Annotated in this window: 18 protein-coding genes and 1 tRNA gene; 9 read left to right on the forward strand and 10 right to left on the reverse strand. The window is 33.3% G+C overall.

The window, feature by feature from the left end:
- Nucleotides 1–130: 130 nt before the first annotated feature.
- The 6 genes from SD960_RS20390 to dnaA all read right to left on the reverse strand — a co-directional run bounded on the left by SD960_RS20390 (nucleotide 131) and on the right by dnaA (nucleotide 5394).
- Entirely contained in the window at nucleotides 131–1012 is an 882-nt protein-coding gene (locus SD960_RS20390; protein ID WP_073395479.1) for an SDR family oxidoreductase, read from the reverse strand.
- Between the two features lie 74 nt (nucleotides 1013–1086).
- On the reverse strand, nucleotides 1087–2214 hold the full coding sequence (locus tag SD960_RS20395) for a methionine aminotransferase (protein ID WP_318805672.1): 1128 nt from the start codon (nucleotides 2212–2214) through the stop codon (nucleotides 1087–1089).
- A gap of 46 nt (nucleotides 2215–2260) precedes the next feature.
- Nucleotides 2261–2686, reverse strand: coding sequence for an energy transducer TonB (locus tag SD960_RS20400; RefSeq protein ID WP_318805673.1), 426 nt, complete (start codon nucleotides 2684–2686; stop codon nucleotides 2261–2263).
- 18 nt (nucleotides 2687–2704) lie between these two features.
- Nucleotides 2705–3418, reverse strand: coding sequence for an SAM-dependent methyltransferase (locus SD960_RS20405; protein ID WP_318805675.1), 714 nt, complete (start codon nucleotides 3416–3418; stop codon nucleotides 2705–2707).
- Nucleotides 3419–3489: 71 nt separating this feature from the next.
- Nucleotides 3490–3957: a low molecular weight protein-tyrosine-phosphatase gene (locus SD960_RS20410; RefSeq protein WP_318805677.1), complete on the reverse strand. Its 468-nt coding sequence runs from the start codon at nucleotides 3955–3957 to the stop codon at nucleotides 3490–3492.
- A gap of 9 nt (nucleotides 3958–3966) precedes the next feature.
- Nucleotides 3967–5394: a chromosomal replication initiator protein DnaA gene (gene dnaA / locus SD960_RS20415; RefSeq protein ID WP_072973220.1), complete on the reverse strand. Its 1428-nt coding sequence runs from the start codon at nucleotides 5392–5394 to the stop codon at nucleotides 3967–3969.
- Nucleotides 5395–5581: 187 nt separating this feature from the next.
- On the opposite strand from dnaA, the gene SD960_RS20420 reads away from it, so the two are divergent.
- Nucleotides 5582–5986 carry a thioesterase family protein gene (locus tag SD960_RS20420; RefSeq protein WP_318805680.1) on the forward strand — a complete coding sequence of 135 codons (405 nt, stop codon included), beginning with the start codon at nucleotides 5582–5584 and terminating at the stop codon, nucleotides 5984–5986.
- A 31-nt stretch (nucleotides 5987–6017) separates the two neighbouring features.
- Here the strand turns inward: SD960_RS20420 and SD960_RS20425 are convergent, their stop codons facing one another.
- From SD960_RS20425 to ribD, 3 genes are all read right to left on the reverse strand, one after another.
- Complete coding sequence (locus tag SD960_RS20425) at nucleotides 6018–6650, reverse strand: YigZ family protein (RefSeq protein ID WP_318805681.1); 633 nt, start codon at nucleotides 6648–6650, stop codon at nucleotides 6018–6020.
- Between the two features lie 173 nt (nucleotides 6651–6823).
- Nucleotides 6824–7426 carry an HAD family phosphatase gene (locus tag SD960_RS20430; RefSeq protein WP_318805683.1) on the reverse strand — a complete coding sequence of 201 codons (603 nt, stop codon included), beginning with the start codon at nucleotides 7424–7426 and terminating at the stop codon, nucleotides 6824–6826.
- Nucleotides 7419–8468, reverse strand: a complete 1050-nt coding sequence (gene ribD / locus SD960_RS20435) for a bifunctional diaminohydroxyphosphoribosylaminopyrimidine deaminase/5-amino-6-(5-phosphoribosylamino)uracil reductase RibD (RefSeq protein WP_318805767.1) — start codon at nucleotides 8466–8468, stop codon at nucleotides 7419–7421. Before ribD ends, SD960_RS20430 begins: the two co-directional genes overlap by 8 nt.
- 127 nt (nucleotides 8469–8595) lie before the next feature.
- Between ribD and SD960_RS20440 the strand changes: the two genes are divergently transcribed.
- Together SD960_RS20440 and prmC are read left to right on the forward strand one after the other, a co-directional pair.
- Nucleotides 8596–9081: a GNAT family N-acetyltransferase gene (locus SD960_RS20440; RefSeq protein ID WP_318805684.1), complete on the forward strand. Its 486-nt coding sequence runs from the start codon at nucleotides 8596–8598 to the stop codon at nucleotides 9079–9081.
- 80 nt (nucleotides 9082–9161) lie between these two features.
- Nucleotides 9162–10022, forward strand: coding sequence for a peptide chain release factor N(5)-glutamine methyltransferase (gene prmC / locus SD960_RS20445; RefSeq protein WP_318805686.1), 861 nt, complete (start codon nucleotides 9162–9164; stop codon nucleotides 10020–10022).
- Between the two features lie 77 nt (nucleotides 10023–10099).
- Here prmC and SD960_RS20450 read toward each other — a convergent pair whose 3' ends face one another.
- Nucleotides 10100–11344, reverse strand: a complete 1245-nt coding sequence (locus tag SD960_RS20450) for an ABC transporter permease (protein ID WP_318805687.1) — start codon at nucleotides 11342–11344, stop codon at nucleotides 10100–10102.
- Nucleotides 11345–11536: 192 nt separating this feature from the next.
- Here SD960_RS20450 and hisS point away from each other — a divergent pair, with 192 nt between their 5' ends.
- The 6 genes from hisS to SD960_RS20480 all read left to right on the forward strand — a co-directional run bounded on the left by hisS (nucleotide 11537) and on the right by SD960_RS20480 (nucleotide 18148).
- The gene (gene hisS, locus SD960_RS20455; protein WP_318805688.1) at nucleotides 11537–12964 is read left to right on the forward strand and encodes a histidine--tRNA ligase; all 1428 of its coding nucleotides are present in this window, start codon (nucleotides 11537–11539) and stop codon (nucleotides 12962–12964) included.
- 270 nt (nucleotides 12965–13234) lie between these two features.
- Nucleotides 13235–13305: transfer RNA gene (locus SD960_RS20460), tRNA-Trp, on the forward strand.
- A 588-nt stretch (nucleotides 13306–13893) separates the two neighbouring features.
- Nucleotides 13894–14472, forward strand: coding sequence for a nucleotide exchange factor GrpE (locus SD960_RS20465; protein ID WP_042565144.1), 579 nt, complete (start codon nucleotides 13894–13896; stop codon nucleotides 14470–14472).
- Between the two features lie 79 nt (nucleotides 14473–14551).
- Complete coding sequence (dnaJ, locus tag SD960_RS20470) at nucleotides 14552–15661, forward strand: molecular chaperone DnaJ (RefSeq protein ID WP_318805691.1); 1110 nt, start codon at nucleotides 14552–14554, stop codon at nucleotides 15659–15661.
- A gap of 164 nt (nucleotides 15662–15825) precedes the next feature.
- Entirely contained in the window at nucleotides 15826–16752 is a 927-nt protein-coding gene (locus SD960_RS20475) for an ATP-binding cassette domain-containing protein (protein ID WP_318805692.1), read from the forward strand.
- Between the two features lie 79 nt (nucleotides 16753–16831).
- On the forward strand, nucleotides 16832–18148 hold the full coding sequence (locus SD960_RS20480; protein ID WP_318805693.1) for an ABC transporter permease: 1317 nt from the start codon (nucleotides 16832–16834) through the stop codon (nucleotides 18146–18148).
- The last annotated feature ends 2 nt before the right edge of the window (nucleotides 18149–18150 follow it).

An 18150-nucleotide genomic window follows, 5' to 3' on the forward strand; every position in this document is an offset into this window, starting at 1 on the left:
TATTACTTCATTGAACTTATATTACTTATATGGTGAAAAAGATAAAAAAAATCCCGAAAGCGAACTAACGGGATTTTGTGCAATCAGTATAGTTTTAATAAAATATTCTGAATTTAGTAAGCACTTGTAATTATTTATTCTTTTTTGCTTTTATCATCATTTCAAGCTGATCCCAAAGTTCTTCCGGAATCGCTTCTAATAAATTAAATTGTCCTGCACCTTTCAGCCATTCGCCGCCATCAATTGTAATAACATCTCCATTTACATAAGCTGAAAAATCAGACACTAAATAAGCTGCAAGATTTGCTAATTCCTGATGATCACCTACACGTTTCAATGGTACTTTTTTTGCCATATCAAATTTCTCGGCAAGATCTCCAGGCAATAATCTGTCCCACGCACCTTTAGTAGGGAAAGGTCCCGGAGCGATTGCATTAGAGCGAATTCCGTATTTAGCCCATTCAACAGCAAGACTTCTTGTCATAGCCAAAACTCCGGCTTTTGCTGTCGCACTTGGCACAACATACGCAGAACCTGTCCAGGCATAAGTAGTAACAATATTCAAAATCGTAGCCGATTTTTGTTTGCTGTCAATCCAGTGTTTTCCAAAAGCAAGCGTACAGTTTTTCGAACCCTTAAGTACGATATCGATAACAGTATCAAATGCATTGGCAGATAAACGCTCAGTTGGAGAAATGAAATTTCCTGCCGCATTGTTTAAAAGAACATCTACTTTCCCGAAAGCTTTTAAAACTTCCTGAAGCATATTTTCTACTTCTTCATAATGACGAACATCACATTGAAGTGGTAAACATTTTCCACCAGTTTCAGTTTCAAGTTCAGTAGCAGTATTTTTTAGCTTTTCTAAATCTCTTGAAGTAATCGCTACCTGAGCTCCTAATTCTAAAAAATATTTAGTCATTGCTTTTCCTAAACCGCTTCCGCCGCCTGTAACCACTATAACTTTGCCCTTTAAAGCATCGTCGCGTAACATTTTATCTGTATAACTCATACTTTTCTTTTTTACAATATTAATTAAATAAAATAGGATGCGCGCATAATATTGTTATAAAATTTTAAAAAATTTTATATTTTGCATATTTTTTTTGCTGCAGATTCTAGAGTGAAATCATCTTTGGCAAAACAAAAACGTATTAATTTTTGGTCTTTGTGATCAGAATAAAAAGTTGAAATAGGAATCGCGGCAACACCATGATCGGTAATTAGTTTTTTGCAAAAAGTGACATCATCTTCATCTGATATGTTGGCATATGAAGCCACCTGAAAATAAGTTCCTTCACAAGGTTTTAATTCAAATCGGCTGTTTTGAAGCAATTTCTGGAAATAATCGCGTTTTTCCTGATAGAATTTTCCAAGTAAATTGACATCGACAATATTTAAATACTGGCTAATAGCAATCTGTGAAATACTATTTACGCTAAAAACCAAAAACTGATGTACTTTTTTAATTTCTTTCATTAAATATTCCGGTGCTATTGTATAGCCAATTTTCCAACCGGTAATATGAAATGATTTTCCAAAAGAAGAAACCATAATGCAACGATCTAAAAGAAAACTTTTAGTATGTGCAGAAATATGTTTTTCTTCAAAAGTAATGTATTCGTAAACTTCATCAGATAAAACAAGAATGTCAGAGTATTTTGAAAGCAATTTTTCCAGTTGCAAAAAATCATTTTGAGTTAAGATTTTCCCCGTTGGATTATGCGGATTATTGATAATAATCATTTTCGTTTTTTCAGAACAAGCCTTTTCGATCGTTTCCCAATTTGGTGTGTAGTCATCATTTAAAGCAACTCTGACAGGTTTTGCGTTACAAAGTAAAACCGGAGATTCATACGAATCATAACTCGGATCTAAAATAACTACTTCATCGTCGGTTTTTACCAAAGCCAAAATCGAAGTAAAAATTCCCTGAGTAGCACCAGCCGTTACCAAAATTTCTGTTTCAGGATCAATAGTTCTGTTATAAGAACTTTGAACCAATTTTGAAATCTGGTTCAGCAAAGGCGGGTAACCCGACATTGGAGTATATTGATGCACATTTTCTTTGGCAAGTTTTGCAATAATATCGGTTAATCTTTCATCAACTGGAAAATTCGGAAATCCCTGTGAAAGATTAATTGCATTATATTCAGCTGCCATTTTAGACATTACCGTGAATATGCTTGTAGTTATGTTGGGAAGTTTACTCATTAGAAAGTTTAATTAGGGAAAACTTGTGAGCGAATAGAAGATATGACTAGCTTACAGTTATCAATCCGGCATTTAAAGTTCTCACTTCTTTATTTTTATGTTTGCCGGGATTCCATTTTGGGGCTAATTTGATAACTCGAAGAGCTTCGTCGCCAGTTCCATAGCCAAGATCTCTTAATATTTTTATATCACTTAATGAACCGTCTTTTTCGATGATAAAAGTAAAATAGATTTTCCCTTTCAATTTTGGTTTATCTGCTGGCTTGATAAAATTTTTATCAAGAAAACTATTAAATACAGCCACGCCGCCAGAAAATTCAGGTTTTACATCTACAGCTTGAGTACTATAAACTAAATTTTCATTATTGATGCCCGACACATCATCCACGTTAGATTTTTCAACTTCTTTAGTTGTTTGTGAAAATGTAATTTGGGCAAAGCAAATCAAGATCAGAAGTAGAAACTTTTTCATAACGGACGGTTTTAAGATTTACATTTTATGAAGGATAAAAATTGTTGGTCGGTTATGTAAATCAACCTTAATTTTTTTCCAGTCGGCAACGCGCATTGTTTTAATGAATTCTGTTGGTAGCGTAATATCTGTAGCAATACAAAGATGTGTTGCAGGATTTAGAATTTGTAAAAGATCTTCAACCAGTTTATTGTTTCTATATGGTGTTTCAATAAAAATTTGTGATTGATTTTTATCTTGGGATAATTTTTCAAAATGTTTTAAAGCCGATTTTTTCTCGTCTTTATCAATTGGTAAATATCCGTTAAACGTAAAACTTTGTCCGTTCATTCCGGAAGCCATCATTGCCAATAAAATAGAAGAAGGACCGACTAAAGGCACAACCTGAATTCCTTTTTCGTGCGCTAATTTTACAATTACAGCACCTGGATCGGCAACTCCCGGACAGCCCGCCTCGCTCATTAAACCCATATTTTTTCCTTCTAACAAAGGTTTAATAAAGTCTAAATGTTCGCTTGGTTCAGTACGTTTATTCAAAGTAAAAAGAACCAATTCTGACTGCTTTTTTTCAGGATAAACTGCTTTTATTGACTTTCTTGCGGTTTTGTCATTCTCAACAATATAATAATCTATAAGTTCAATACTTCTTTTTACTGTTTGCGGCAAAACATCCATTGGATCGCTTTCGCCCATAGTAGTCGGAATTAGATATAGTTTTCCTAAAAGTTTCATGTGATTTATTTATAGATTATAAAATGAAAAATTTTCAATTATTACGCAATGAATAATTGAAAATAAATAAGTTAAGAATGTTTTTCGATGAGTTTATTTGCAATGATATCTGTCACTTCATTAAGCATTTGATATACATTGTCAAATCCGTTAGAAACGCCAAAGTAAGGATCGGGTACATCAACATTTTCATCTGGAAATAATTCATTTAGAATTAAATGAACTTTATTTTTATGTTCTGGTGTTTTGGCATGATGAATAACATCACGATAATTCGAATTGTCCATTACATATATATAGTCAAATTCGTCAAAATCAGAAATTTTAAATTGTCTTCCTTTTTGACCATCAATGCACAAACCGTTTTTTTGGGCAACAGCGATAGAACGTTTATCCGGCGAATGACCTACATGCCAGGAACCAGTTCCGGCCGAATCAACTATAAATTTTTCGTTGGGTAATTTTGATGCTAAAATCCCTTCGGCTAAAGGTGATCTGCAGATATTTCCCAAACAAACCATTAAAATTTTTACTGGCATGATGCGCGTTTATAGCGTTAGTTTTTTGTTGATGTCTTCTACAAATTTCTTGAATTGTTTGTCTGTAGAAACTAAATTGTCAACTGTTTTACAAGCGTGTAATACGGTAGCATGATCGCGATCTCCAATTTGTGAACCAATGTTTGCCAAAGAAGCTTTAGTAAATTTCTTTGCAAAAAACATAGCCAATTGTCTCGCCTGAACCACGTGTCTTTTTCTTGTTTTAGATTGAAGTGTTTCAATATCCAACTGAAAATAATCCGACACAATTTTTTGAATATAATCGATAGAGATTTCTCTCTTTACGTTTTTAACAAATTTTTCTACAACGCTTTTAGCCAACTCAATTGTAACTTCCTTTTTATTGAAAGAAGATTGGGCAATTAAGGATATAATTGCACCTTCAAGTTCACGAACATTGGTTTTGATATTGCGGGCAACATATTCAATAATGTCTTCCGGCATTTCAACACCGTCGCGGTACAGAATGTTTTTTAAGATCGAAATACGAGTTTCGTAATCCGGCTGGTGTAACTCTGCAGATAATCCCCATTTAAAACGAGATAATAAACGCTGCTCAATATCCTGCATGTCAACAGGAGCCTTATCCGAAGTTAAAATTACCTGTTTTCCGTTTTGGTGCAGATAATTGAAAATATGGAAAAATACGTCCTGAGTTCCTGATTTTCCTGATAAAAACTGAACATCATCAATAATTAAAACATCGATTAACTGATAAAAGTGAATGAAATCATTACGATTATTCTTTTTTACAGAATCAATATATTGTTGTGTGAAAATTTCGGCAGAAATATATAAAACCGTTTTTTCCGGATATTTATCTTTTACTTCAACACCAATAGCATGTGCTAAGTGTGTTTTTCCTAAACCAACTCCACCAAAAATCAATAACGGATTAAATGAAGTTCCTCCAGGTTTATTGGCAACAGCCATACCCGCAGAACGAGCCAAACGGTTTGAGTCTCCTTCTAAGAAATTATCAAAACTATAATTTGCATTTAATTGCGATTCAATTTTTAAATTTCTAATTCCCGGAATTACAAACGGATTTTTAAGTTCTGGATTTAAGTTTTTAAACGGAGCATCAACCTCTTGCGGTTTCATTGGTACTCTATTGGCACTTGGCAACTGTTCGGTAAACGGTTGTTTATTGCCATAAGTGTTTTCCATTTTAATTTTATAGAGTAACTTTGCGTTTTTTCCCAGTTCTTTGGTAAGCGCAACTTTCAATAATTTTACGTAATGCTCTTCGAGCCATTCGTAGAAAAATTTACTTGGAACTTGAATATATAACGCGTTGTCGGTTAGCTCAACTGATTTGATTGGTTCGAACCAAGTTTTGTATGCTTGATCTTGAATATTGTCTTTTATAAAGGACAAACAGTTTTCCCATACCGATTGAGCAGTTTTAGTCATAAATTCAGATAAATTTTTTTATTATTGATAAAGATTCTCCTAATAAAAATGGAGCAATTTTATTCCGTATTTCGGGATAACAAATATGTGAACAAATTTCTGTAAAAAAAAATATTTTGCCCTCTAATTTTATAAAAAAAAGTTGTAAGTGAACTTTTAAAAGTTTAAATTTTTTAATCTGTAAATAATGAAAAATCATCAAACGCAAGTGCGTGTTCGTTACTCTGAAACCGATCAAATGGGAGTTGTTTATCACGGAAATTATATCCCGTATTTTGAGATCGGGCGCGTGGAATGGCTTAGAAATAAAGGGATTTCGTATAAAAGCATGGAAGAAAGCGGAATTGGATTACCAATTGTTTCAATGCAGATAAATTATAAAAAATCGGCGCGTTACGATGAGCTTCTTACAATTCATACAACTTTCAAAAGTCAGTCCTCTGTTAAGATTGAATTTGACTGCGCAATCTATAATGAAGCGAATGAGTTATTAACAACTGCGATGTTTATTTTAGTATTTATTTCGTTAAAAACAGGTCGCCCAACAGCCCCTCCGGATTATATTTTAGAATTATTTAAAACGCTTGTATAATTGTTAAAACGCACTGTGTTTTTATATTAAATTATATAATTTTGATGTCAATTTCAAACATTAAATCAAAAATGTCGAATATCATTTCGGCATTTTTTTTGCGCGTTTTTGTTATTATTTTTCCAATTGGCAAACCTGATTCTTCGTCAATTTCCATTTCCTGAGAAACAATTTCAAGCTTCTTTTCTTTAATTACCCGCATTACTTTATTCATGTTTTTATAATCAAAAGAAATTAAGAAATGCACATCAATTGTTTTTTCTACAATTTCACAAACTTCCAATGTCATTTGTGCTGTTGTTTTGTAAGCTGCAATTAATCCGCCAACACCTAATTTAATTCCGCCAAAAATGCGAACAACGACTACAAGAACGTTAGTCAGGCCAAAAGATTGTATTTGCCCGTAAATTGGTGCTCCGGCTGTGTTGCTTGGTTCGCCATCATCATTAGCGCGATAAGAAATTTTTGGAGCCGTACCAATTTGATACGCATAACAATAATGTACCGCGTGCGGATGCTGTTTTTTTAAGTTCTCTATTATAGGTTTTACCGCATCCTCATTTTCTATAGGAAAAGCATATCCAAAGAATTTACTTCCTTTTTCCTTAAAAAGTACTTCCTCAGATTCAAAAGCAATGGTTTGATACGTATCGTTATATTCCAAAAGTAAATTTCTAAATTATGTTTATTTTTTTTAGCCACGAATTTCACGAATTCACACAAATTACTTTATTTAATTATTATAACAAAGCTTTGCGAACTTCCCTTGAGAATCAACTCAAATCAAACTTTGTGAACTTTGCGTAAAACTTTGCGCCTTTGCGGTAAATTTCTAAGCTACAATATTTTTTTATCAAATAAATCAACCACATCTTCGTGGCCAACCTGTAAATTCCAAACATGAAGCCCTAAAGCCGCGGCTGCATCTGTATTTTCTTTTTTATCATCTACAAACAAAGTTCGTTTGGGAGATAATTCGTGTTTGTTAATAATATATTGATACGCTTCCGGATTTGGTTTTCGCTTTCCAATTTCAAATGAAAAATAAACTTTTTCAAAGCATTGATAAAAATCACTGTAGAATGAAATTCCAGTTGTGTTTTGAAAAGTTTCAATATGAATAGAATCCGTATTGCTCAATAAAAACAAACGGTATTTTTTTGAAAGCATTTGCAGAAATTCTAATCGGTACAATGGAAAATCAGCCAAAACGGCATTCCAGGCTTCCAGGATTTCTTCTTTAGAGGCATTTGGAAGCTGTTCCTGAAAACCTGCCAAAAAATCATCATGCGAAATATCTCCAGTTTCAAACAAAAGATTTAATCGGTCAAATTCAGAATTCCATTCTGTCATTCCTAATTTCTGTAATCCCGAAATAGTGGCTTGTTTATCTAAATTGATAAAAATATCTCCAAAGTCAAAAATTATAGTATCAATCATGATTTCTAACGTATATTAATTCATCGCCTTGAATGAAAGTTTTGGTTGCATTTTTCTTTAGAATAAATGGAGCTTTGGTTCCTTTTTCGAAAGAAGTTTTTCCGATAAAAATTCGCGCTTCATCCCAAACGTTTTCATCTATAAAAGATTGTAAAGTTTTTAAACCGCCTTCAATAATAATAGACTGAATTTGATTTTGATATAAAACATCTAAAATCTGCTGAATTATATTCTGATCAAAATCAATAATCTCAAAAGTTGTGTTTTCTGTAGAAAAGTTACTTTCAGATTTTGTAAATACAATCGTTTTTACGCTGTCATCAAAAATAAAACTGTCTTTAGAAATTCGGTTATTTTGATCTAAAACTACTCTTACGGGATTGTTTCCAACCCAATCTCTTGTGTTCAATTTTGGATTGTCATCAATAACCGTCTGCGTGCCTACCAGAATTGACTGTTCTTCACTTCGCCATTTATGTACCAATTGTCTCGAGTATTGATTGGTAATCCAAATGGGTTTTCTGTCCTGGTTTATATCTTTTTCAGGGGCTAAAAAACCATCCTGACTTTCTGCCCATTTCAAAATAATATAAGGTCTCTTTTTATTATGAAAAGTAAAAAAACGTTTATTAAGTTCGTTGCATTCTTTTTCTAAAACACCAACCGTAACATTGACACCGGCGGCAATTAATTTCCTGATTCCGTTTCCGGCTACTTTTTCATTTGGATCGACAGTTCCCACTACAACATTCGGAATTTCATTTGCAATAATTAAATCACAGCACGGCGGCGTTTTTCCAAAATGACTGCAAGGCTCTAAACTTACATAAATTGTTGCTTTTTTTAAAAGTGATTTGTCTTTTACAGATCGAACGGCATTGACTTCGGCGTGTGGTTCTCCGGCTTTTTTATGCCATCCTTCGCCAATAATTCTATCTTCATAAACGATTACACTTCCCACCATTGGGTTTGGATATGTAGTTCCAAAACCATTTTGAGCCAGTTCAATGCAACGCTTTATGTATTTCTCATGTATATTCACTTTACAAAAGTAGTTATTTTTGCCTTTATTGTCTATAGATTTGGTATAGTTGTGAAACATTCTGATTTGTTATAAAACTATCGGAAAAGTATTTCTACTTTTGTAATAAATCAGACGAATTTGAAATATGGAAAATTGGATTATCAGAAGAATTAAAAAAGAAGACAATCAGGCAGTTGCCCAATTAATAAGATCGGTTTTTGACGAAATGGAAATCCCAAAAATTGGAACAGCTTATGCAGATCCGTATTTAGATTTGATGTTTGAAGAATATAATAAACCACAATCTGTTTATTTTGTTGTGGAAAATGAAGGTGAAATTGTTGGCTGTTCCGGCATTGCACCTTTAGAAAATGGTGATCCAAAAATTTGTGAATTGCAAAAAATGTATTTTTTGCCTAAAACCCGCGGATTAGGAATTGGAAGTCAAATGATGGAAAAATGCTTGTCGCAGGCAAGAGATTTTGGCTTTGAAAAATGCTATATAGAGACGATGCCTTTTATGCATGCCGCTCAAAAATTATATAAAAAATCAGGTTTTGAGTATTTAGATGCTCCATTAGGTTGTACTGGACATAGTTCTTGTCCGGTTTGGATGTTGAAGGAATTGTAAAATAAGATTGTAACAAATTTTAATTTGCAATACTTATTGTATAACAGGGTTGGATTTAGCTAAAAAATGCTCAAAACGAAATGAGAATCAAACAATATAGAACTCAATTTATAAAAGAACTTTCTCCTTTTTATGATGCTTATGAAGCAGAGAGTTTTTTTTATCTAATATTAGAAAATAAACACAAGCTTAGACAAATTGATTTGGCACTCAATCATGAATTAACTTTTTCGGATGCTGATTTAGCTGTTTGGAGTGGTTTTTTAAATGAGTTGAAAAAAGAAGTCCCAATTCAGTATTTACTGGGGAAAACAAATTTTTATGGTTTGGATTTTGAAGTAAATGAAAATGTTTTGATTCCGAGACCGGAAACGGAAGAATTGGTCGAATGGATTATAAATGAAAACAAAAAAGAAGAAAAATCTAAGAAAATAAAAGTTTTAGATATCGGAACCGGAAGCGGCTGTATTGCAATTTCTTTAGCAAAAAATCTCCCAAATGCCGAAGTTTACGGAATTGATGTTTCGAAAAAAGCGATAGAAACTGCAAAAAGAAATGCCATCAATAATAATGTTGATGTTACTTTTATGTATTTGGATATTTTAGATACAGATGTACTTACTTGTAATTTTGATATTATTGTTTCTAATCCGCCTTATGTGCGTAACTTAGAAAAAGAAGAAATCAAAAAAAATGTCCTGGATTACGAACCACATTTGGCACTTTTTGTAGACGATAATGATGCTTTGATTTTTTATAGAAAAATAGCTGCTTTAGCAAAAAGTGGGCTTAAAGATGATGGGCAATTGTATTTTGAAATCAATCAGTATTTAGGGAAAGAAATGACCGATTTATTGGAGAAAATGGATTTTAAAAACATCGAATTAAGAAAAGATATCTACGATAACGACCGCATGATTTCCTGCAAGGTTTCTATTTAGTCTCAGTTTTGAGTCTCAGTTCACAGTTTTTACTGTAAACTAAAAACTGCGACTGAAAACTGCGACTGAAAACTAAATTATTCGTAACGCAAAGCCTCAATAGGGTCTAATTGCGAAGCTTTTATTGCGGGATATAATCCGGAAACTATCGCTACCATAAAACTAGTTGCAAAAGCGGCAAAAATCGCCATCCACGGAATCACAAATGCAAAACTCATTGCGGCCGCAAATGCAAAACCAATTAGAATTCCCAATACAATTCCAACCAAACCGCCAATTTGTCCGATCAATAAAGTTTCGATAAAAAACTGAACAGAAATTGTGATTTTTGTTGCGCCCAAAGCTTTTCGAACACCAATTTCGCGAGTACGTTCTGTAACCGAAACAATCATAATATTCATTAAGGCAATTGATGAACCTAAAATTGTAATAATACTGATAATCCAAGAAGCCCAGCCTAAATATTTAGTTATTCCGAGAATTCTGTTGATTAAATCGTCGCTTCGGCCAATTCCAAAATTATTATCACGAACCGGACTCAATTTACGAACTCTTCGCATTGTACTTGTAGCGTTATCAACAGCTTCGTCTAAAAGTTCTTTTTTAGAAACCATGACGCTCATTGTATAATTGATATTTGGTGCAGTAAATAAGGAACGCGCCACCTGAATCGGAATCAACACACGTAAATCCTGACTGTTTCCAAACGTTGAACCTTTTTCTTTTAAAACACCAATAACTTTAAAACGCGCTCCGCGAATTGAAATAACTTTGTCAATTGGTTTAATGTCTTTTAATAAACCTTTTTCAAAATCAGAACCTACAATACAGGAATAAGTATTGTTGTCAATGTCAAATTGGTTGAAAGAACGACCTAAAGTAGTTTCTAATCCCGAATTTGAAATAAAATGCTCGTCGACACCAACAATTGTAATTTCAGGATCGGTTTTTTGATCTAAATACTTTACCTCGGCAGTTGTTGTGGCTGTAAACGAAAGAGAAGTTTCTGTAAAAGGGTATTTGAATTTGTTTTTGAAAGCAACAGCCTCGGGATATGAAATAATCGGATTTATAATTTCCCGTTCATTTCCTCCTCGGTTTTTAACGTTATTTTCGTATTGATTGATGTTGAAAGTATTAGCTCCCATTGAAGCAAAATTGGTAGAAACAGTATTTTCAAGTGCTGTTACGACGGTCAAAATCCCAACCAAAGCGGTAATCCCGATAGCAATAATTAATACCGTAAGAATGGTTCGCAGTAATTGTGTTTTGATTGAACCAAAAGCAATTCGGATATTTTCTTTAAATAATTTTAGCATCATGACCAATTTGTCACGAAAATACGTTTTTTGTTACAAGTTTGTTTTCGAACTGCCAATATTTATTTTAAAAAATAAGATATTTGCAGTCCATTAGAAATAGAGAAATCTAAAAATAAATAATCCAAAAAGATTTTAATTCAGATTTCTAAAAGCAAATCTAAAATCTAAAATCAGAAATCTAAAATAAAAAAGATGGCTTCAAAACCAAGCATACCACAAGGAACAAGAGATTTTTCGCCTGCAGAGGTGTCAAAACGTCAATATATTATTCAGACGATAAAAAACAATTTTGAGAAATTTGGCTTTCAGCCGATCGAAACTCCGTCGTTTGAAAATTCAGATACCTTAATGGGAAAGTATGGAGAAGAAGGAGATCGCCTGATTTTTAAAATACTGAATTCAGGTAATTTTTTCTTCAATAAAAATAAAATTGAATTACCGGAATCTATAGAATCGCTTCAATTAAATTCGGCAGAAACAATTGATTTGAATCAAAGAATAGAGCTGAATAAATTTACAGGAAAAATTTCGGAGAAGGCTTTGCGTTACGACTTGACGGTTCCGTTTGCAAGATATGTTGTGCAGCACCAAAATGAAATTGAATTTCCTTTTAAAAGATACCAAATTCAGCCAGTTTGGAGAGCAGATCGCCCACAAAGAGGACGTTACAGAGAATTTTATCAATGTGATGCCGATGTTGTAGGTTCAAAATCACTTTGGCAGGAAGTAGAATTGGTTCAGTTATATGACACAGTTTTTACTTCTTTAGGTTTAGAAGGCGTTACGATTAAAATCAATAACAGAAAAATTTTATCTGGAATTGCAGAAGTGATTGGTGCATCTGATAAATTGATCGATTTTACGGTGGCATTAGATAAACTGGATAAAATTGGTGAAGACGGCATTAAAAAAGAAATGATTGAAAAAGGAATTGCCGAAGAAGCATTGGTGAAAGTACAACCGCTTTTTAATTTTACCGGAACTTTTTCAGATAAAATAAAGCAGCTTTCAGAATTATTAGCTTCTTCGGAAGAAGGATTGAAAGGAGTGGAAGAATTGAAATTTATTTGTGACAATGTGGCAACTTTAGGTTTAGCAACAGCGACATTAGATCTTGATGTGACATTAGCGCGAGGACTAAATTATTATACCGGAGCTATTTTTGAAGTAGCAGCACCCAAAAGTGTTTCGATGGGTTCTATCGGAGGAGGCGGAAGATATGATGACTTGACAGGAATTTTTGGTTTGAAAAATATGAGCGGTGTCGGAATTTCTTTTGGTTTAGACCGAATTTATTTAGTTCTTGAAGAATTGCAATTATTTCCTGAAACTGTTGCGGCAACATCAAAAGCATTATTTATTAATTATGGAGATGCTGAGGCTTTATACGCATCGCAGGCGATTCAGAAATTGAGAAAAGAAAATATAAAAGTAGAATTGTATCCGGATAATGTAAAAGTAGGGAAACAGTTTCAATACGCAGATAAACGCTTGATTCCGTTTGCGGTAATTGCTGGCGATCAGGAAATTGCATCCAATTCATATTCGCTTAAAAATTTAGTTTCAGGCGAACAGGTTTCCGTTGATTTTGAAGGATTGAAAAATGCTTTGTTGGCTTAAGATTTTTAAAAGCAAAGTTTTTTCGCCACAGATTTACAGATTAAAAATGATTTTTATTCGTGAATTGCGACGAAATTAACCGCAAAGAACACTACGATTTACACAAAGTTCGCAAAGTTTTTGTTTTGTTAGAAGAAGGCAAACTTCGCAAAGCTTTGGATATGATTGTTTTAATGAATTGTTAGCGTTTATCAGCTTAAAATCTTTTTAAATCTGCCTAAAATAGTTGCCAAAGAAGAAAAAAAACTTTTAATTTGCCGACCTTAAGTTACGGGCGTAGTTCAAGGGTAGAATAGCGGTCTCCAAAACCGTTGATGGGGGTTCGAATCCCTCCGCCCGTGCAATTTTTTACCGCAAAGAACGCAAAGATTCTTATCTAAGAATACTTAAAAAAAAATATAAAGTTCGCAAAGCTCAATTAATAAGCTTTGCGAACTTTGTTTTTTTATAAAAGTTAAGAGGGAAAAAATTTACCGCAGAGAACACAAAGTTTTTTTAAATTGTAAGTTTAGTAAAAAACACAAAGTTCACAAAGCTTTGCGAACTTTGATTGTGTAAACACAACTTAAATCTTAGTGATCTCTGCGGAAAAAACTTTGTGTTCTCTGCGGTAAATTTTTCTTTCTCAAAAAAGCATAAAAAAAAGCTTCGTCTGAAATAGGCGAAGCTTTTTTTAATATAAGGTAAATTTGAATTAATAATTATTTTGAGGCCTAGGCCAACCCTTAAATTCAATTTTGATAGGTAATAATTTAGATTATAATTTTGTCCTCAAATATACCATAAACTAAAACGTAATAGTCTTAAAATTATACTAAATTTTAAAGTAAGAAAATTATTTATATAAACAGCCAAATTTTAACAGCGTGACAATTTGACATTTTATAAGATTTGGCAGTACTTTTGCAATCCAAAAGAAAGAATTGAAAATGAAGTTTAAGAATATTTTTAAAAATACAAGTAATATGACTACGGAAAATACAGAATTCGATCAGGAATTAGATGATGTAACGTTAGAAAACAATGCCAACGGTGAGCAGTTAATTGTTGAAGAATTAAGTGTTGAAGAGCAATTGGCTCAAGACTTGGCAAAAGAAAAAGATAAGTTTTTGAGATTATTTGCCGAATTTGAAAATTACAAAAAAAGAACTTCAAAAGAGCGTATGGATTTGTTTAAAACAGCAAACCAAGAAGTTTTGTTAGCGATGCTTCCTGTTTTGGATGATTTTGACAGAGCAACTGTAGAAATCAACAAATCTGACGATGAAAATTTGAAAAAAGGTGTTGAGTTAATTCACGAAAAATTGAAAAGCACTTTGGTTTCTAAAGGTTTAGAGCAAGTTGAAGTAAGAGCAGGTGATGCTTTTAATGCTGATTTTGCTGAGGCAATTACCCAAATTCCAGCTCCGTCTGACAAATTAAAAGGGAAAATTGTTGATGTTATTGAAAAAGGCTACAAATTAGGAGACAAAATTATTCGTTTCCCTAAAGTGGTTATTGGAAACTAAAAAATGCAAATGAGATTCTGAAAGTCAATTTTTTAATTATTGAAATTTGGAATTTTAGATTTGGAATTTAACCTAAATTATGAAAAAAGATTTTTACGAAATACTAGGCATTTCAAAAAATGCTGACGCTGCCGAAATAAAAAAAGCTTACCGAAAAAGTGCTTTAAAATATCATCCGGATAAAAATCCGGGCGACAAAGAGGCAGAAGAAAACTTTAAACTTGCTGCAGAAGCTTATGAAGTTTTAAGTGATCCTAACAAAAAAGCAAAATACGACCAATACGGACATCAGGCTTTTGATGGTTCTGGAGGATTTGGCGGTGGTCACGGCGGTATGAATATGGATGACATTTTCAGCCAGTTTGGTGATATTTTTGGTGGAGGATTTGGCGGTTTCGGTGGAGGCGGAGGCGGTCCTCGTCGCGCTAAAGGAAGCAATCTTCGAATTAAAGTAAAATTGACTTTAGAAGAAATTGCAAATGGTGTTGAGAAAAAAGTAAAAGTAAAACGTAAAGTTCAGGCTAAAGGTGTTACATACAAAACATGTTCGACTTGTAATGGTCAGGGACAGGTAATGCGTGTAACAAACACAATTTTGGGTAGAATGCAATCTGCATCAACTTGCCCTACTTGTGGTGGTTCTGGACAAATTCTGGATAAAAGACCGTCTGAAGCAGATGCTCAGGGAATGGTTCAGGAAGATGAAACTGTTTCAATCAAAATTCCTGCAGGAGTTGTGGACGGTATGCAGCTTAAAGTTTCTAACAAAGGAAACGACGCTCCTGGAAATAGTGTTCCTGGTGATTTAATTGTTGCAATTGAAGAGTTAGAGCATGAATTTTTGAAACGTGAAGGCGAAAACATTCATTTTGATTTATATATCAGTTTCCCTGAAGCAGTTCTAGGAGTTTCTAAAGATATTGAAGCAATCAACGGAAAAGTTCGTATTAAACTGGAAGAAGGAATTCAATCAGGAAAAATATTAAGATTAAAAGGAAAAGGTATTCCAAGTATTAACGGATACGGAAGCGGGGATTTACTGGTACACGTAAATGTATGGACACCTAAAACATTGAATAAAGAGCAAAAACAATTTTTTGAAAATGCTCTTAACGACGAACACTTTGTTCCAAGTCCTGAAAAATCAGAAAAATCATTTTTTGAAAAAGTAAAAGATATGTTTTCATAACAGAAACTTTTTCTAAAAAGAGAAAATAAATTTTTAAAACCCATTCTGAAGTAAATTTAGAATGGGTTTTTTATGTATTATTACTTAGAATCGGTACTAATTATTTACTTTTACAGTCGCTAGGCCACAATGGTCAAACTGACGTAGAAAATTCTAAAAACAGCATGAGCAACTTACTCGAAGTACATAAAGTCGTAAAACAATATGGCGATTATGTAGCGCTTAACGAAGTTTCATTAAATGTGCCCAAAGGCAGCATTTACGGATTGTTGGGTCCAAATGGAGCTGGAAAAACTTCCCTTATTCGAATCATCAATCAAATTACACTGCCGGATAGCGGTCAGATTATTTTGGATGGAGAAAAATTGCAGCCAAAACATGTGCAGAATATCGGTTATCTTCCGGAAGAAAGAGGTTTGTACACTTCTATGAAAGTGGGAGAGCAATGTTTGTATTTGGCACAAATGAAAGGACTTTCTAAGGCTGAAGCTAAAAAGCAACTGGATTTTTGGTTTGATCGTTTGGGAATTCAAGGTTGGTGGAATAAAAAAATTCAGGAACTTTCTAAAGGAATGGCGCAAAAAATTCAGTTTGTGGTTTGTATTCTGCATAAACCAAAATTATTGATTTTTGATGAGCCTTTCTCCGGTTTTGACCCAGTAAATGCGAATGTGATTAAAGATGAAATTTTGGCATTAAAAGAACAAGGCGCCACAATTATTTTTTCGACACACCGTATGGAAAGCGTTGAGGAACTTTGTGATCATATCGCCTTAATTCATAAATCGAATAAATTAATCGAAGGGAAAGTCAGTGATGTAAAACGCGAGTTTAAAACCAATAGTTTTGAAGTTGGAATCCTGACTAATAATGTCGAAGGTTTGATGTACGACATTACCCAAAAGTTTACTGTTTCTCCGGCTAATTTTAAATCTTTAAATGACGATTTAAAACTAAATATTCAGATAGGAAATGCAGCTCCAAACGAGTTATTGCATATCCTGACACAACGCGGACAAGTAACACATTTTGTAGAAAAAATCCCGAGTGTAAACGATATTTTTATTCAGACAGTTACTGAAAAAGTTTAGATTTCAGATTTCAGATTTTAGGTGTGTAAACCTGGAATCTAAAATCTAAAGTCAACAATCTAAAATCTAAAATAAAAAAATGAGCATTATTTCATTAATTATTAAACGAGAATTTATTGCAAAAGTGCGCAATAAGTCTTTTGTTGTTATGACTTTTTTGAGTCCGTTACTGTTTGTGGCAATTGCCGGATTTATTGGTTATTTAAGTTCAATGAAAGCCGAAACCAAACGAATCGCAATTCATGATGAAACAGGTTTGTTTGCAGATGATTTTGTAAAACAGAATAAAAAAGACGGAGAATACAGATATCTAAATCTTTCTGAAATTGATACAAAATCTTTGAAAGATAGTATTGTAAAAGAGAATTTTACAGGGTTAATTATTATTCCAAAAACGAGTAATTTAAAAGATTTAGAAAGTAGGATAGATTTTATTTCGAATAATAGTCCAAGTATTGCTTTCATAGAAAATACGCAGGATGTTATTGCTGATAAAATTACAAAGCTAAATTTTGAACAGGCAAAATTAGATACTTTAGCCATTCAAAAAGCACATGCTGAGGTTAATATTCATTTGGCAAAAGCTTCAGGAGAAGAAAGTTTAAAAGGACTGAACGAAATAAAAATCGGAATTGGAGGTGCTTTTGGATATTTAATCATGATGTTTATTATCATTTACGGAAATATGGTAATGCGAAGCGTGATCGAAGAAAAAACCAATAGAATTATCGAAATCATTATTTCATCAGTAAAGCCATTTCAGTTAATGATTGGTAAAATTGTTGGAACTTCCCTTGCCGGATTATTGCAATTTATCATCTGGGCGATAATTGGTTTGGGATTGATGTTTGCAGCGTCGGCATTTTTTGGCGTAAATGTCGGTCCAACAGCTAAAATTCCACCAGAATTAATGCATTCGGCACAACAGGAATTTTCGGGAACAGCACAGATGTATATTAGCGAATTATGGAATTTACCAATTGCCAGTATTATAATTGGTTTTGTAGTTTATTTTATCGGAGGATATTTTTTATACAGTTCATTTTATGCCGCAATTGGTGCCGCAGTAGACAATCAAACCGATTCGCAGCAGTTTTTATTGCCAATCATAATGCCACTTATTTTAAGTGTTTACATAGGATTTTTTACAGTAGTAAATGATCCTCACGGAACAATTGCGGTTGTATTTTCGATGATTCCGCTTACGTCGCCAATTGTTATGTTAATGCGAATTCCGTTTGGCGTGCCGTGGTGGCAAATTGCAATTTCGGTATCATTATTGTTTGCAACCTTTTTCCTTGTTGTCTGGTTCGCCGCAAAAATTTACCGCGTTGGTATTTTAATGTATGGCAAAAAACCAACATGGAAAGAATTGTATAGATGGCTGAAGTATTAGTT

Origin of the sequence: Flavobacterium sp. MMLR14_040 (assembly GCF_033657265.1) — a bacterium.
Classification (GTDB): domain Bacteria; phylum Bacteroidota; class Bacteroidia; order Flavobacteriales; family Flavobacteriaceae; genus Flavobacterium.